Here is a 14,978-nt window from a genome sequence, read left to right as displayed (position 1 = left end):
CAAATTGCAGAGTTTATAAAATATTTCGATGGAGTTGTGCTATTGTCTACCAACGAAGGAAAATATTCGGATTTCTCTACGCTCTTGAGTGACATGAAAAAGTTCGTAGCAGAATCCGGTTTGGGATTTGAAATATGGGTGGAAATCCCGTATTATGATACTACTAAAACACCCAGGACTCTCGAGGATATGAAGGATTGGATAATTAAAGTCGAATCCTCTACTGTGGCTAGGAGGGTAACAGGATACTACTTCAGTCTGGAGGGAGCAGGGGCCGTGTCTAGTGATTCTACTAAAATAAAAAACATTGTGAGTTACATTAGAGACACTTACAAAAAACCTGTATTGTGGATACCCATAGAAAGATGGGAGGACCGTGATCCATTGTATTTAACAAGAAAATGTGTACAAAAAGTGGGATTTACCCATGTAGCTCCGCAACCCCATTACTATATGGTCACCGACACTAAAGGTGATTACTACAGACCAAATGGTATGAATTATCAAGATCTAAACGAGTTCATGTGGTTCTGCCATGAAAATGGGTTCGGTGTCGAGATGGAATGGGACTCAGCAGTTAGAGGGTATTGCGAGCACTGTGGGTACGGATGTAACGCCACAAAGTGTACGGAGCGAGCAAGAGATTATTTAGTGTCACTTAGTGACATTGAGAAAAGGTTCGGGAAGTTCCCATATGTAGTTTACTATTTTAGCACAGACCTCAACAACTATCTAAAAGTGGTGAGGTAATGAAAAGAATCAATGTATTTAGAAGTGTCATTCTCCTCCTGTTTACTTTTGAATTATCTACATTGGGCTTAGGAAATGCAATAAGTGTATCTTGGAACGGAACAACCTGGGCCTTCCTGAGCGAAGAAAACGGAAGCTATTACCTGACGACGGTGGTGCCCGACGGGCATCTCTCAAAGGTTCCACTCCACCTCAACGGGACCCCCTGCGGTTTAGCGTGGAACGGAAGCGGGTGGATCGTTGAAACGTTCACCCCAGATAATGTGATCTTCCAGACCATCAACGGCTCCCTTCTCTTCAAGATTCATAGCTACGACTGCAGGGGCTTCGCCTACCTGAACGGAACTTACTATATTCCCACCTCAGAATCAGCGATGATGGGGGACTGCTCTCTTCTCTTTGTTTCTCCGAACGGAAGCGTCGAGAAAGCCATACCATGCGGGTTCATCAACGGAGTGAAAGTAAAGGTCAGGAACGGAAAGCCCTACTTTATGAACTGCACCGGAGTCTACGTTTACTCCAACGGGGCTTTTAAGAGGACTCTACAACTTGACAACTGCGCGGAAGATTTTGATGTCCTTAACGGCAAAATCCTTCTGTGTTCCAACGGTCTCATCGAGCACTCCGAGAACGGCACGAAGGAGATAACAGATTCCTGCGACGCAATCAGTTGCAACGGACGGGAATGCCTAATCGCGTCAAATGGGACGCTTCACCTCTACGACGGAAACCTGAGTGCTTTCGAGATTGGGAAGAACACACGAAACATCAACCCTAGAACCCTTGCAGTGTTGTTATTTCTCGTTTTCCTGACAATCTGGCTTCTGATAAGGAGAAAATCAGCCTGAGAGCTTCAGTTTTTTAACCCTTCTTTCATTTCACCAAAATCAGTTGGACCGATCTAAAGTAGAAAAAGAAAACTCAGCTCTTAACCCACCGCTCCATCCATCCCGCTATCAGCTCAAGCCTCTTAACCCTGTGCTTCGGCTTCCCGCCCCTGCTGAGGTCGTGGTTCTCTCCCGGGAAGAGCGCAAGCTCGACGGTTTTTCCAAGGTACTTCAAAGCCGTGTAGAACTGAAGGCCTTCTGCGAGCCAGCAACGGTAGTCCTCCATTGAGTGAATTATGAGGAGCGGTGTTTCAACGTTCGGCGCGTACTTCAGCGGGCTCTTCTCCCAGTAGCCGTCTGTATTGCTCCAGGGGTCGCCGCCCACCTGGTCAGGGGCGAAGAAGTAGCCGATGTCGGTGGTTCCAAAGAAGCTAGTCCAGTTGGAGATGGAACGCTGGGTTACCGCGGCCTTAAAGCGTTTCGTGTGCCCGACTATCCAGTTCGTCATGAAGCCGCCATAGGAGCCGCCGGTGACGCCTATCCTCTCTCCATCTATGAAGTCGAATCTCTTTAGGGCTTCATCGACGACCTCCATCAGGTCCTGATAATCCCTTTCCCCGTAGTGCTCTCTAATGTCGGCGAACTCCTCGCCGTAGCCGTCGCTTCCCCTTGGATTGGAGAAGATTACGACGAAGCCTTTAGCTGCTAAAACATGAAACTCATGCATGAATGAGTAGCCGTAGGCCGTCTTGGGCCCGCCGTGGACCTCCAGGACCGCGGGATACTTCTTCCCCGGTTCGAAACCAACGGGCTTCATAACCCACGCGTCTATCTCAACGCCATCAGAGGCATTAACGGTGAAGTATTCGGGCTTTGAGAGGGCATATTCTTTAATCCATCCATTGAAGTCAGTAAGCTTTTTCTCCGTTCCATCCCGGAGGGTGTAGAGTTCCGTTGGGGTTACAGCATCTTGGGCGGTGAAGGCTATGTAGTCGCCAACCGCGAAGCTCTCGACGCTCCTGTCTCCATCGATCACGCGCTCGATCTTCCCGTTGAGGTTTACCCTGAAGAGGTTCGCCCTCGGCCCGTCGGTTGCTACATAGTAGACCCAGCCATCCCTGAAGACAAGCTCTGCCCTTTGAGAGCCGCGAACGTCGCAGTTGAGCGAGTTGTAAGCGGAGCGGTCGAGGCCTTTCGTTAGCTTCCTCATCTCGCCCGTCTCGGGGTTGTAGTGGTAGATGTGGGTGTTGGTCGGGATTCCCCTTTCCAATGTGCTGGCCTTGAGGATGAAGGTTCCATCGTCGAGCGGGATGAAGTCGGAGATGTCCCATTTGCCCGGGGTTATCCTCCTCGCCTTCCTACCCTCGAGGACGTAGAGGTCGCTCACCATGGGCTTCTTCTCGCGGTCTTCCTGGGCAATGAAGTAGAGCCTGCCGTTGTGGAAGCGAATCTGGCTTACGTCAAGGTTCTTCGGCGTCAGGCGCTTCTTCTTTCCGGTTTTGACATCGACAAGGTAAACAGTGCTCCTCTTCTCATAGATCCAGCCGACACCGTTGAGCCAGAAGGGGATCTCCTTGATAACGTGAACGTCGTCCTTGGGCTTCTTCTCGATGTCGATCGGGGTGACGACCGCTATACCCTTCCCGTCTTCGGTGAAGCGCAGGTTCCATACCCCGTATTTGAACTTCGCTAGGAGCCTCGCCTCTCCCCCATCGGTCGGGATTATGTAGAGCTCGGCCTCCTTACTCTCCTTATCGCGCTTGGAGGTAAAAGCCACCAGTTTCCCGTCAGGTGAGAACTTTGGGTTTCCGTCCTTTTTTCCAGCGGTGAACGGCTTAATTTTCCTGCCGTCGTAGAGGTAGAGCCTCGAGAAGTAGTCATCCTTTTCAAGGTTTATCTCCGTTACCTGGAAGACGAGCTTTTTCTTGAACGCGTCTACGTTCCCAACCAGCTTAAACTTTCCGAGGTCTTTCTCGGTCAGACCTTTCACCATTTAGGATCACCGAACTAATTCAGCTCTTTTCGTATAAAAGCTTGGCGTTTCGATGTGTGTTGAAAGCCAGGAGAGACCCATCGCCGGGGCAGGTATGTTACTCCACAAGCTCCATCTCAAAGACCCTGTCAAAAACAGCCTTATGGTTGCCGAAGGCTTCGAACATCCTGCCAGAGTAGTTCTCGGAGGCAGTTTCAAGGAAGAGGCGCAGATTTCTACCTATCTCCTCGCTCATCGGCACGTGAAGGGGCATCGGCTCGTAGTAGTCGAGACCCTTCATGAGGGCCGTCGAGAAGTACCAGAGGGTCTTCCTGACCTTCCTGCCCGTAATCCGCGAGAAGCTTGCCTCCATGCAGTTGAAAGCTGAGTGAAGGAGAACGATCATGTCTATTTCGACTCCCCCTTTGAGAAGCCTTTTCCGCCGTGTATCTCTGCCAAGGTCTTTTATACGGTATCCACTCCGGGTCTGCTCGTCGTAGGGAGCCTTAATATCATAGATACCCTCAACACGCGGGTCGTAGACTAAGACGTCCGTTCCGCCAACTATGTAGAGCTCCCCATCCCTAACCTCCACTATCGTGTTCTCAGTGCTGAGAACTGGGAGCCCCCGTGAGAGTGCCAGGACAGACATCGTGCTCTTTCCTGTGTGGGGATAACCGACAAAGAGAACTGCCTTTCCGTTTTTTGCAACGACCCCAACCGAGTCCGTCACGAAGGTCCTTCCTCCCTTTGCCCCAGCCCTTGCGGCCGCCTGAAGGATGAAGAAGACCGGTGCCTCGTTACCGTACGCGGATGGAACCGCTGACTCTATCTTGTATTCATCCCGTCCAAGATGGTCATATACAGCGCTGAAGACTCGGAATGTTTCCCCTTTGAAGCGTTCTATCAGAACGTCCCCCTCGTCGTTCACACCCCTGGACACATCGGGAAGGTAACGCCTTGCGAAAAGGCCCCCAAAACCGTCTTCAAAACCATCGTCGAGTTTTCCGGTGAAACTAACGTTGACGCCGCCGATATCTATGCTCATGGACTCCCCCACTCTGAGCTGGTGGCTGAGATTTATAACTCTTCCGTGGAAAGTTGGAAAAGCTGAAAGGAGATACTGACACAAAATGGTAAACGAGTCACTCAAGGGCGGCGAGGAGCTTCTCCATGAACATCTTCTCAGGGTAGGCGCCCTCAAACTGAACCTTGTCCTCGCCGTCCACCTGGATAACGACCTTGGGAACGGCCATGACGCTGTACTTGTCAGCCCACTCTGGGTACTCAATGGCCTCGACCATGTCACCGAGAATCTTGCCCTTGCCGGCGTTGGTGTTCTCAATGGCGAACTTGTGGGCCATCCTAACGGCGAGCGGACAGTAGGGGCAGGTTGGCGTTACAAAGACGAGTATCCTGATGTCCCTTTCGATATTGGCAAGATCTTCTTTGCTCTCTGGCATTAGGTCCGTCTGAGCATTGCTAACGTCGACGATGTCCTCGAGGAAGGCACCGAACTCGTGGCCGGCGGGAAGGCCAAAGAACCTGGCACCCATGTCCTTTCCCTCCTGAGTGATGGTTATTGCGGGAGCGCGGTCTACCCTGTACTTCTCAGCAATCTCCTTGCCCTCTGGTGTGTCGAAGTCATGGAACTCGTAGGTAATCTTGTCGCTGAGCTCGCTGAGTTCCTGAACGAGTTGCTTGAGCTGGTCGCAGTACTGGCAGTGCTCCTTGCCGGTGAAGCCGATTATTTTGACCGGGTTTGTCATCTTGGAGAAGAACTCTTCCTTTATCACTTTCTTGTCGGAATCGCTAATCAGTCCCATTTCCGGACACCTCCTCATCTAAAGGTTTATAATCACCGTGAACCACTTTCTAACCAGATGTTGGTTCAAGCTTAGGGTCAGATGTACCATATTTAAGCTTTACGTAACAGATTTGGGTGGGTGTTGGTCATGGCTGAACCGGATATTTTCTACATCTTAGGAAACAGGGTAAGGAGGGATTTGCTCAGTCACCTCACCTGTACGGAGTGCTACTTCAGCTTCCTCAGCAACAAGGTCAGCGTTTCTTCTACGGCGGTTGCGAAGCACCTCAAGATAATGGAACGTGAGGGGATTCTTAAGTCCTACGAGCGGGAAGGGCCTTTCATCGGGCCCGCGAGGAAGTACTACGACATAGCCATCTCTCGGACGTACGTGGTGACGGTCACTCCCAACCTCTTCTGGTATCGCGGTATCGAGCTTGGGGAGCCTTTCGAGGGGAAGGTTGAGATAAACCTACCCTCCATAAAAGAAGCGAGGAGCCTCTTAGACATGGTGGCCGCATTCATGGGCATCAGTTTCGAACTTGAGAAGGCCCTTCGGGCGCTTCAGACCATCGAAAGCAGGCGCAACAGGCTAATGAAGGAGATAAAGGAGCATTATCTCAGTGAGATTGGAGACATGACACAGCTGGCGATACTCCACTACATCCTTTTAACTGGGGGGTCAACCGTCGACGAGCTGAGCGACAGGCTCAATCTCAAGGAGAGAGAAGTGCTCGCCAAAGCTCGGGAACTGGACAGATTCGTACCGTTAATAATAAAAGACGGGATCATCAAGATTGACGCGGATAGGTTAAAAGGAGTTGGCGGTGAAGGAGATGCCGGAGAAGATTAGAATAGTCGTCAATGAGGACCGTTGCTACCTCTGCGGAGGCTGTGCGGGAGTTTGCCCAACGCTCGCCATAGAGGTCCACTCAAACGGCTGGGAATTCTTCCAGGACAAGTGCATAAGCTGTAGGATATGCATAAACACCTGCCCGGTCGGAGCTTTAAGCGCTGAACCCCTGGAGGTGGAAGGATGAAGGAGATGAAATACGACGTGGTCGTCGTTGGTGCCGGAATTGCTGGCCCGATAGTTGCTAGAAACGTTGCCAAAGCAGGTTACTCGGTTCTCCTCATTGATAAGAAGCCCGCCATTGGAAGTCCAAAGCAGTGCGCTGAGGGCATAAACATGAAGGTCTTCGATGAGTATGACATCCCCTACGACAAAAGGTTCATCAACCGCGAGATCTACGGTGCAAAACTCTACTCCCCGAGTGGCTACGAGCTTGAGCTTCGCTACAAGGAAGCGAGCGGTGTAATCCTAGAGAGGAAGGTCTTCGACAAGATGCTGGCATATTACGCGGCAAAGGCAGGTGCCGATGTTTTGGCTAGAACCGAGGCACAGGATGTTATCAGGAAGGAGGGTAAGGTAGTTGGAATAACGGCCAAACATGAGAACGAGCCGGTTGAGATATACACGAACATCATAGTGGCGGCCGACGGCGTTGAGAGTACCATAGCCAGAAAAGCTGGACTAAACACATATGCCCCTCCACACGAGTTTGACTCCTCCTACGAGTACGAGATGCTCATCGAAGGTTACGATCCGGATTTGATACATCTCTGGTTCGGCAACGAGGTGGCTCCGCGCGGTTATGTCTGGGTTTTCCCAAAGGATGAAGACAGAGCTAACGTCGGAATAGGTATCGCCTCAGATCACCCTGAGACTGCAAAGCACTACCTCGACAAGTGGCTCGAGGAGAACAAGATTCAGACCAAGAGGATATTGGAGGTTAACGTCGGTGTCGTCCCGGTCGGCGGTTTCGTGAAGGAGCTGGCGAAGGACAACGTTCTCGTTGTCGGCGATGCAGCGAGGCAGGTTAACCCGATGCACGGGGGCGGAATGGCAGAGGCAATGGGAGCAGGAACAATAGCGAGCAAGTGGATAGTCAAGGCCCTTGAAGAGGAGAACCTATCATTCCTTCAGAATTACACGAAAGAGTGGTGGGAGACCGATGGAAAAAGGCTTGAGAAGGTTCTGAAGGTAAGGCACGTTACCGAGAAGCTCACGGATGAGGACCTCGACCTGTTCATCCAGATACTCAGCGGCGCAGATGCAGAGAAGATAGCAGGCGGAGACTATGGGGAGGTAATAAAAGCCCTCCTAAAGCACCCAAAGGTACTTATGAGCAAGCGCAGGCTGAGCCTTCTTAAAGAGCTCCTCTAATGCATCGAAATCCCCTTTTCTTTTCACTGGACCAGATAACAGCCTCACTAATCTTCCCAGTTTCTATGGTGCCCCACGGAAGATGGAGGCTTTTCCTTGAAGGGATGTAGTAGTAGACGTCAAGTCCCCTGCTGTGGACTGGGATAAAGCCTGAAACGTCGGGCAATTCCGTTATCTCCTCACACTCCCCATCGGCGCAGGGCAGGGGATTGTGGTTAAGACCGCTCTTCATCTCGAGGGTGAGAAGTTCAACGAGCCTCTCTACTGGGGGCGGTTAATCCTATAAACCCTCCTGACCGCGGAGAGGAGCGCTGGGAACCTCCTGTCCGTCTCAACTATCCCGTACCCGATCTCGTGGAGTGGATCCCTTGGAGGACGGCCTTCCACTGCATTCCTGAGCTTTATAACCCTGTTCGCCCATATCTGTATCGGCTTTGGCTCTCCGAGGGTCGAGAGGCGTCTGTCGAGGGAAAACCCCCTCTCCGGGTCCAAATCTCTGAGATAGTTGAGCTGGAGGTCAATCTCCGGCACGTTCTCATACGCGTTTCCGAGCCTGACGATGTCCAAAGCCCGGAGAAAGATTGAGTACGCCTTCCTGACGCTCCCCTCATCCCTAGCCGCGAAGGAGTAGAGGGCTGCATCGGCTAGTCCTAGGAAAACCGCGGACTGAACCTCAAGGAGGCCTTCAAGGGTTATCCCACCATTAAGGCTCTCCCCAAACCGTTTAAGGGTCTCTTCCGCGTTCTCAAGGAGAAGCCCCGCGATGCGAAGGTATTCCTCTCGGGAGGCATCCATCACTTCTTCCTCCAGTCCCTGCAGTTCATATCGACGCAAACCTCATATTCTCTCCCCCTTTCGCGGATTTTAACGACTGGTGCGCCGCCACAACATGTCTCATCCGTCGGGATTATCTCGCCACGCTGGAGGAGTGGGTAGGTAACGTCGCACTTCGGCCAGTTCGAGCAACCCACGAAGCGCTTGCCAGTCTTCCTGTTGTAGCGGACAACCAAATCGCCACCGCACTTGGGGCACTTCCCGATGACGAGGGGCCTTTTCTCTGGCTTCCGGGCCTTCGCTTTTTTAGAGTCAGTTCCTCCGTCAACCGTCCGCTGAACCTCGCGCTCTTCCTCCTCGCTGAGCTCTTTAACTGCTCCCCTCTTCTTTGCAGTGGCTTTTGACAGGGTAACCCCCGTCCCAGTGCTCTCGAGGAGCATCTTTCCGATGTCAAGTTCCTTCTCCCTGAAGACCTGGAGGATTTTGACCAGCTGATTCTTGCTCTCCTCAATAACTTGCTCCCTGTTGGCCTTGCCGGCCATTATCTTCTCCATATTCTCTTCGAAGGCTTTTGTGAGCTCAACACTGACTATATCCGGCACGTTCTTCTCCAGGGCCTCAACGACGCGCATCCCGAGCGGTGTCACCTTTATCTTCCTTTTGCCCTCAATGTATCCCCTGTTGTAGAGTGTCTCGAGTATCTGGGCGCGCGTGGCTTTGGTTCCTATGCCGAGATCCTCCATCCTCTTGATGACCGCCGCCGGGGAGTAGCGTGCTGGTGGTTTAGTCTTCTTCTTCTCGCGCTTTATCTGGAGGACCTTTACAGGCTCGCCCTCCTTGAAGACCGGTAGAATTACCTCATCGAACTTAACGTATTTTCCATAGACCTTCAGCCAGCCCTCCTTTACAGTCCTAGCCCCGCTCAGGATGAAGCGGTGGGAGTTGGAGTTTACCACCACCTTCATCGTCTCCCTCACGGCAGGCTCCATGAAGAGGGCCAAAAAGCGCCTGACAATAAGGTCGTAGATGTTCCTCTCATCTTTGGTGAGGTCGCCGGGCTTCGACAGTTCGCCAGTTGGGTAGATGGCCGGGTGCGCCGGATCGTCCTTCTTGCCCTCAACGGGCTTGAGCCTCTCCTCCCCAAGGAGGGCATGGGCGAAGGGCTTGTACTCTGATAGCTTGGCAAGGTTCTGGAGTATCGTCCTGAAGTTGAGGTTCTTTGGCAGCTTCTGGGAACTGGTGCGCGGATACGACTGAAGTCCCTTTTCATACAAGCGCTGTGCTATCTCCAAAGTCTTCTTCGGGCTGTATCCAAAGGCGGAGTAAGCCTCCCTCTGGAGGGTTCCGAGGTCAAAGGGGACGGGTGGATGCCTCTTCTGCTGTCTGACCTCCACCTTTTCAACAAAGGCAGGCCCCCTCTTCGCCTCTTCCACCACTCTTTTGGCTTCTTCTTCATCGAGGATGCGCTCCTTCTCGTAGGTTGCGGTGTACTGCTCGCCGTTCTTCTCAAGGAGCATCTTTATGACCCAATAAGGGGTCGGCTTGAAGTCCTGTATCTCCTTCTCCCTGTCAACGAGGAACTTCAACGTTGGCCCCTGGACTCTGCCAGTTGAAAGGACCATCCACTTCCCGCTCGCACGCTTTATTGACGAGGTGAGTGCCCTTGAAAGATTCACGCCCCAGTACCAGTCGAGGACGTGGCGCGCTATTCCAGCATCTGCCATCCCGAAGTTTATGGTCGGCTCAATGTTGTACCAAGCCCGGAGAAGGTCCTTTTTCGTTAATGCCGAGAACTTCATGCGTTTGGCCTTCGAAGGATCGACGTCGCAGGCGTATTTGAGGACAGTGTAACCTATCACTTCTCCCTCCGTATCGTAGTCGCACGCAATGATAAACTCGTTCGCCCCCTTCGCAAGCGTAGCAATGGCCTTGATGTAGTCCTTCGCGTAACCCTTTCCCTTTTCAGCAACGTAGATGGGAACCCATTCAATGTCGAAGATGGGATAACCGTAGGTTTTCATCCTTGGGGCGAGAGAAAAGAGATGGCCGACGGCAGGGGCGACAATTATCCTCTTCCCATCGCGCATGAACTCATAGTGGGGAACCTTCCCAATGGCCTTCCGCACGGGTTTACCCTCAGCCAGGGCATACGCAATCTTCCTCGCGACGTTAGGCTTCTCCGCGATGATTAGCGTGACCATGGTGACACCTTGAGCTGTTAGGGGGGGGATTATAAAAATCCTGCGGAGGAACTCTGCAGCAGTTTCTGTGAAAGGCTGGCGAAAAGTTTCTTTTTCAAGGGACAAAAAGCTAGTCATGCACTGTCCAAAGGGTAAGTTCATAGAACAAGCAGCCATTTCTGCCAGCGCTTTCATTAGGAAGGGCTGTAATGGTGCGGGGGCGGGGATTTGAACCCCGGAACCCCTACGGGACGGGACCCTCAATCCCGCGCCTTTGACCAGGCTTGGCAACCCCCGCTTCGCCAAACTATAAGGCTTTGGGAGGATTTATAAATTTTTCTATCGTCTTCGGACCCAAATAGACCGAAAAATTTATAAAACAACCTCCCGTCTATGGTTTCGGGTTGAGGGCCGGTAGCTCAGCATGGTTAGAGCGCGGGACTCTTAATCCCGTGGTCGGGGGTTCGAATCCCCCTCGGCCCGCCAGATCGCGTTTCTTCTCGGCGCGTTCCGTTTGAGAAGGAGTGCGTCTGAGTAACGTAGAAGGAGTTAGAAAGATGAGTTTTGAAAGCTTAGGCTTATCCGAGGCCACGTTAGTAGCAGTAAGGCAGAAAGGCTTTTTACAGCCAACCGATATCCAGAGGGAGGTCATCCCCAGACTTTTAAGGGGGGAGACCGACATAATCGGCCAGTCCCAGACCGGGACGGGGAAGACGGCCGCTTTTGCGCTTCCAATAATCGAGGCGATTGATCCTAAGGAGAGGGGCGTCCAGGCGATAATCCTCACACCTACGAGGGAATTAGCCCTCCAGGTGGCGGATGAAATCAAGAGCCTCCGTGGGAGGAAGAGGATCTATGTCTACGCAGTTTACGGCGGCCAGCCGATAGGCCCGCAGATAAGGGCGCTGGAGAGGGGCACACACATCGTAGTCGGAACTCCCGGAAGGGTTCTCGACCACATAAGGCGCGGCACCATTGATTTAAGCGGCGTTAGGTTCTTCATCCTCGATGAAGCGGATAGGATGCTTGACATGGGTTTCGTGGATGACATTGAGGTGATATTCAGGGGAACACCAAAGGAAAAGCGCGTTCTCATGTTCTCGGCCACGATGCCGCCCGAGATAAAGAGGCTTGCAAGGCGCTACATGGGTGACTACGAGGTTGTGAGCGTCAGCAGTGACGAACTTGTGCCGGAGATGGTCGACCAGGAGTACCTTGAGGTAGTCCCGGCTAGAAAGTTCACAGTGCTGAAGAAGATACTCGATGCCAATGAGAACTTCTACGGCATAGTATTCTGCGCCACGAAGAGAGAAACGCGGGAGCTGAGCGAGAGGCTAAGGAGTAGCGGATACAGGGCAGAATCTCTCAACGGTGACATGAGCCAGTCAGCAAGGGAGAGAACGCTCTGGCGCTTCAAGAACAAGAAGACAAGGGTTCTCGTTGCGACTGACGTTGCCGCGAGGGGTCTCGACGTGCAGGACATAAGTCACATCGTCAACTACTCCCTACCCATGACGGCTGAAGACTACGTCCACCGGATAGGTAGAACCGGTAGGATGGGTAAGAGGGGCAGGGCAATAACCTTCATAATGCCCGGCGAGTTCAGGCGCCTCCGTTACATCGCCCAACAGGCGGGCGTGGAAATAAGTAAGTCGGAGCTGAGCGAGGAGATTCCAAAGGAATACCGTGAGAGATACGAGAGAACCCAGAGAAGCTACGGCTCAAAGGGCTACTCTAAAAACTCCGGAAGTTCCAGAAACTACCGCGAGGGCAGGGGGAGCGGAAGGAACGGCAGAGGCAAGAAAGGCGGAAGGAGAAACTACTCCGAGGGCTATTCAGATTACCGCTACTGAGCTTGGAAACGGCTTGTCCGTTTCCCTAGATTTTTTCTATTCCTTCCTTTTGCCCAACAACTCATCGGGGGAAAATTGTGGTCGCGTTGAGGTAGTATTCTGGCGCTTAAATTAGAGAAAGTTCTCCCCAGAACAATTAATTCCAAGCAGGAAATCCCCTTATAAACACGCGCTCCAAAAAAGAGCTACAGACTTTGCCGAGCAAAGTTCCAATGGTGCCGGGGCGGGGCTTTGAACCCCGGACCTCTCGGTTTCTCAGGCTCCCCCGAAGGGAAGCGGCCCTATGAGCCGAGCGCTCTGACCAGGCTAAGCTACCCCGGCACTGCCCGAGCGCTCGACCTATACCTCCAGTGGGGCATTTTTAAATCTTTCGATGGATCAGTAATAGCCGTACCCGTAGGCAAGTGCCATACGCCTTCTGATACGCTTCCCGTAGTAGTAGCCGATGGCTATACCAACTAGCAGGCCGCCCATGTGGGCGTAGGCGTTAACTCCTGGCAGGATGCTGTTGATGATAAAGAGGAAGAACGCGTTGATAAGAGCGGCCTGCATGTTACCTCCTATGACGCCCATCATGACTATCAGCGTTCCGGCTATGCCGAAGAGGGCCCCGCTCGCGCCCGCACTTACGGTGTTCGGTGGGAGGAAGAGGAGCGTTAGTATGTTCCCGAAGAGGCCCGAAACAAGGTAGACCATCGTCAGCCTCTTTGGACCTATCACGTGTTCAAGCTGACTTCCCATGACGATGAGGAAGTACATGTTGAAGGCTATGTGAAGTATGCTGACGTGCACGAACATCGCCGTGAAGAGCTGCCACCACCAGCCGTAGTGGAGAACCGCGTAGTTCCATTGACCGAAGAGGAGGAGGACGTTGGGGCTTATCCTGATCGGGTTTCCGCTCAGGATGGACTCAACTGTGTAAACGGCAAGGTTTATGAGGAACAGGCTGAAGGTGGCCTTACCGTAGCGGTAGAAGTAGCGCTCAAGAGCCATTACCTAGCTCCTCCAGTATGATTTTCAGGAGGTATTCATCATCAACCGCTATGAGGTTCGTCTTCTCAGTTGCGCTGAGCTTGACTTTAAGCTCTTTCCCCCTCTCATCTGTAACTATCGCGCCGGCTTCCCTAGCTATGAGCACTCCCGCCGCTATATCCGTCGGCCTGACGTAGTTTCTGATGTCAAAGACGCCGTCAATGGCACCCTTAGCAAGGTAAGACAGCTCCACAGCTATGGCACCAAGAACGCGGACGCGCTTAATCCTCTTTACTATCCCTGTGCATCTCCCGCGCGTGTAGAAGCTCAGCGCTTCCTTCCCACGCTCCGGCTTCCTCACATGAATCCTCCTTCCGTTAAGGAATGCCCCCTCGCCTAGAACGGCCTCGTAGAAATTCTTGGGGAAGAACTCGTAGATTGCTCCGTAAACAGGTTTTTTATCCTTGAAAACGGCGAAGCTGAAGGCGAAAATTGGTATCCCAACCGTAAAGTTGTATGAGCCGTCTATCGGGTCTATCACGACGGTGTAGTCGCTCCCGTTGTCGATTACCCCGACTTCCTCGCTGACCACATTAACGCCAAGGGGTTTGAGCCTTGACAGAATTATATCCTCCGAGATCTTGTCAACGTAGTCGGTTGTGTCACCACTGGCGTTCATTCCTATAACCTCACCGGCCTTTGTCGTTCCGAAGAGTGGGAGAACCGCCTTCTCAACTTCCAGTGCTATCTCTTTAGCTATCGCGTTCCACTCGAATTCCATCTCATCCACCCCCCATGAGTGTTATCAGGAAGTTCCTAGTTCCAGGACCGAAGCCAAGAATAAAAATCGTTAGCTTGACAAAGTTGATTAAGTCCTCGTCTTCCTCTCCCATTACCCTGTCGAGTATCCAGACCACCGGCAGGAGGATGATGAACTTCTCAAGGTACATCGCTGCCGGAGTTCCCAGTAAACCCATCATCCACCTCGCCAGAACGTGCTGCTCCCAGAAGCCGAAGAATTGGATCCCAACGAAGGTTGTGGTAGCATCATAGAAGTGGGTGTAAAACAGCAGTTCGTTGTCCTTTATCAGTTTGAACTTCTTCGTTAGAGCCCAGATGAAGGCCTCGGCTACCAGAAGGGCCGGGATGAAGTACTTTAGAACTTCCCAATTGAAGCTCACCTTGTCTAAGTTGATTATCAGGATAAAGAGCAGCCCCCCGACGAGAACCCAGCCGAAATCACGGTAGATGGGGTAGAGCTTCTCATCCGGCCCGATGTGCCGCCACACCGCATAGAGCGAGGCTATTGCAAAGGCCGCTATGACAAAGTAGCCGCCGGGGCTGACCGTCAGATAGGTCCTCTGGAGAATTCCAATGTCGGTCATGCTCCTCATCAGCGGACCGAGGATTATGTAAGGAATCAAAGCTTTGAAGAACCGTCCGTCAACCCGGATCCCCATGCGTTTGAGCATTTTGTACAGGAGTATGACCGCGATTCCAAGAATTATCGCGTAGGTGGTTGTGTTCACCGGGTTGTAGCCCTGGTTATCCTTAATTGGAAGCACGAAGTACTTGTAAAAGAACTCATAGGGACCCATTCGACCACCATAGCCCCT

General features: G+C 52.3%; 14 protein-coding genes and 3 tRNA genes. 7 read left to right on the top strand and 10 right to left on the bottom strand.

Annotation, left to right across the window (positions count from 1 at the left end):
• Window positions 1-42: 42 nt before the first annotated feature.
• Both MV421_RS07705 and MV421_RS07700 read left to right on the top strand, forming a co-directional pair.
• Entirely contained in the window at window positions 43-750 is a 708-nt protein-coding gene (locus MV421_RS07705; RefSeq protein WP_297420102.1) for a hypothetical protein, read from the top strand.
• Complete coding sequence (locus tag MV421_RS07700; RefSeq protein ID WP_297504137.1) at window positions 750-1,598, top strand: hypothetical protein; 849 nt, start codon at window positions 750-752, stop codon at window positions 1,596-1,598. Before MV421_RS07705 ends, MV421_RS07700 begins: the two co-directional genes overlap by 1 nt.
• 73 nt (window positions 1,599-1,671) lie before the next feature.
• On the opposite strand, the gene MV421_RS07695 is transcribed toward MV421_RS07700, so the two are convergent.
• From MV421_RS07695 to MV421_RS07685, 3 genes are all read right to left on the bottom strand, one after another.
• Window positions 1,672-3,570 carry a S9 family peptidase gene (locus MV421_RS07695; RefSeq protein WP_297420096.1) on the bottom strand — a complete coding sequence of 633 codons (1,899 nt, stop codon included), beginning with the start codon at window positions 3,568-3,570 and terminating at the stop codon, window positions 1,672-1,674.
• A 97-nt stretch (window positions 3,571-3,667) separates the two neighbouring features.
• On the bottom strand, window positions 3,668-4,597 hold the full coding sequence (locus tag MV421_RS07690) for a hypothetical protein (protein ID WP_297420113.1): 930 nt from the start codon (window positions 4,595-4,597) through the stop codon (window positions 3,668-3,670).
• Between the two features lie 97 nt (window positions 4,598-4,694).
• On the bottom strand, window positions 4,695-5,375 hold the full coding sequence (locus MV421_RS07685; protein ID WP_297420093.1) for a thioredoxin family protein: 681 nt from the start codon (window positions 5,373-5,375) through the stop codon (window positions 4,695-4,697).
• Between the two features lie 129 nt (window positions 5,376-5,504).
• Between MV421_RS07685 and MV421_RS07680 the strand changes: the two genes are divergently transcribed.
• Genes MV421_RS07680 through MV421_RS07670 form a run of 3 tightly spaced genes read left to right on the top strand, consistent with a single transcriptional unit; the run spans window position 5,505 to window position 7,583 of the window.
• Window positions 5,505-6,209, top strand: coding sequence for a transcriptional regulator (locus MV421_RS07680; RefSeq protein WP_297420088.1), 705 nt, complete (start codon window positions 5,505-5,507; stop codon window positions 6,207-6,209).
• Window positions 6,193-6,396, top strand: coding sequence for a DUF362 domain-containing protein (locus tag MV421_RS07675; protein WP_297420085.1), 204 nt, complete (start codon window positions 6,193-6,195; stop codon window positions 6,394-6,396). The genes MV421_RS07680 and MV421_RS07675 overlap by 17 nt, the downstream gene beginning before the upstream one ends.
• A complete protein-coding gene (locus MV421_RS07670; RefSeq protein ID WP_297420082.1) occupies window positions 6,393-7,583 on the top strand; it encodes an NAD(P)/FAD-dependent oxidoreductase in 1,191 nt (396 codons plus the stop codon). Before MV421_RS07675 ends, MV421_RS07670 begins: the two co-directional genes overlap by 4 nt.
• 261 nt (window positions 7,584-7,844) lie before the next feature.
• Here MV421_RS07670 and MV421_RS07665 read toward each other — a convergent pair whose 3' ends face one another.
• The 3 genes from MV421_RS07665 to MV421_RS07655 form a co-directional block, all read right to left on the bottom strand.
• Entirely contained in the window at window positions 7,845-8,378 is a 534-nt protein-coding gene (locus MV421_RS07665) for a hypothetical protein (RefSeq protein WP_297504139.1), read from the bottom strand.
• Window positions 8,378-10,558 carry a DNA topoisomerase I gene (gene topA / locus MV421_RS07660; RefSeq protein ID WP_297518113.1) on the bottom strand — a complete coding sequence of 727 codons (2,181 nt, stop codon included), beginning with the start codon at window positions 10,556-10,558 and terminating at the stop codon, window positions 8,378-8,380. Before topA ends, MV421_RS07665 begins: the two co-directional genes overlap by 1 nt.
• A 189-nt stretch (window positions 10,559-10,747) precedes the next feature.
• Window positions 10,748-10,835, bottom strand: a tRNA-Leu gene (locus MV421_RS07655).
• Between the two features lie 110 nt (window positions 10,836-10,945).
• Between MV421_RS07655 and MV421_RS07650 the strand changes: the two genes are divergently transcribed.
• A tRNA-Lys gene (locus MV421_RS07650) sits at window positions 10,946-11,023 on the top strand.
• A 71-nt stretch (window positions 11,024-11,094) separates the two neighbouring features.
• Window positions 11,095-12,390 (top strand): DEAD/DEAH box helicase, encoded by a 1,296-nt coding sequence (locus MV421_RS07645; RefSeq protein ID WP_297420073.1) that lies wholly within the window; start codon window positions 11,095-11,097, stop codon window positions 12,388-12,390.
• 213 nt (window positions 12,391-12,603) lie between these two features.
• Here the strand turns inward: MV421_RS07645 and MV421_RS07640 are convergent.
• The 4 genes from MV421_RS07640 to MV421_RS07625 form a co-directional block, all read right to left on the bottom strand.
• Window positions 12,604-12,711, bottom strand: a tRNA-Met gene (locus tag MV421_RS07640).
• Window positions 12,712-12,768: 57 nt separating this feature from the next.
• Complete coding sequence (locus MV421_RS07635) at window positions 12,769-13,383, bottom strand: rhomboid family intramembrane serine protease (RefSeq protein WP_297518110.1); 615 nt, start codon at window positions 13,381-13,383, stop codon at window positions 12,769-12,771.
• Window positions 13,373-14,143 (bottom strand): bifunctional fructose-bisphosphatase/inositol-phosphate phosphatase, encoded by a 771-nt coding sequence (locus MV421_RS07630; protein ID WP_297518107.1) that lies wholly within the window; start codon window positions 14,141-14,143, stop codon window positions 13,373-13,375. The genes MV421_RS07635 and MV421_RS07630 overlap by 11 nt, the downstream gene beginning before the upstream one ends.
• A 1-nt stretch (window position 14,144) precedes the next feature.
• Window positions 14,145-14,960, bottom strand: coding sequence for a DUF63 family protein (locus MV421_RS07625; protein WP_297420063.1), 816 nt, complete (start codon window positions 14,958-14,960; stop codon window positions 14,145-14,147).
• Window positions 14,961-14,978: the final 18 nt, after the last annotated feature.

The sequence above is a fragment of the Thermococcus sp. genome (assembly GCF_027023865.1).
In the GTDB taxonomy this organism is placed as follows: domain Archaea; phylum Methanobacteriota_B; class Thermococci; order Thermococcales; family Thermococcaceae; genus Thermococcus.
The sequence above is the reverse complement of the archived record's forward strand: the minus strand, read 5'-3'. Positions and strand labels throughout refer to the sequence as shown.

Coding starts and splice junctions, on each gene's coding strand:
- MV421_RS07700 (WP_297504137.1), top strand. CDS start 750: ATGAAAAGAATCAATGTATTTAGAAGTGTCATTCTCCTCCTGTTTACT.
- MV421_RS07695 (WP_297420096.1), bottom strand. CDS start 3,570: ATGGTGAAAGGTCTGACCGAGAAAGACCTCGGAAAGTTTAAGCTGGTT.
- MV421_RS07690 (WP_297420113.1), bottom strand. CDS start 4,597: ATGAGCATAGATATCGGCGGCGTCAACGTTAGTTTCACCGGAAAACTC.
- MV421_RS07685 (WP_297420093.1), bottom strand. CDS start 5,375: ATGGGACTGATTAGCGATTCCGACAAGAAAGTGATAAAGGAAGAGTTC.
- MV421_RS07680 (WP_297420088.1), top strand. CDS start 5,505: ATGGCTGAACCGGATATTTTCTACATCTTAGGAAACAGGGTAAGGAGG.
- MV421_RS07675 (WP_297420085.1), top strand. CDS start 6,193: ATGCCGGAGAAGATTAGAATAGTCGTCAATGAGGACCGTTGCTACCTC.
- MV421_RS07670 (WP_297420082.1), top strand. CDS start 6,393: ATGAAGGAGATGAAATACGACGTGGTCGTCGTTGGTGCCGGAATTGCT.
- MV421_RS07665 (WP_297504139.1), bottom strand. CDS start 8,378: ATGGATGCCTCCCGAGAGGAATACCTTCGCATCGCGGGGCTTCTCCTT.
- topA (WP_297518113.1), bottom strand. CDS start 10,558: ATGGTCACGCTAATCATCGCGGAGAAGCCTAACGTCGCGAGGAAGATT.
- MV421_RS07645 (WP_297420073.1), top strand. CDS start 11,095: ATGAGTTTTGAAAGCTTAGGCTTATCCGAGGCCACGTTAGTAGCAGTA.
- MV421_RS07635 (WP_297518110.1), bottom strand. CDS start 13,383: ATGGCTCTTGAGCGCTACTTCTACCGCTACGGTAAGGCCACCTTCAGC.
- MV421_RS07630 (WP_297518107.1), bottom strand. CDS start 14,143: ATGGAATTCGAGTGGAACGCGATAGCTAAAGAGATAGCACTGGAAGTT.
- MV421_RS07625 (WP_297420063.1), bottom strand. CDS start 14,960: ATGGGTCCCTATGAGTTCTTTTACAAGTACTTCGTGCTTCCAATTAAG.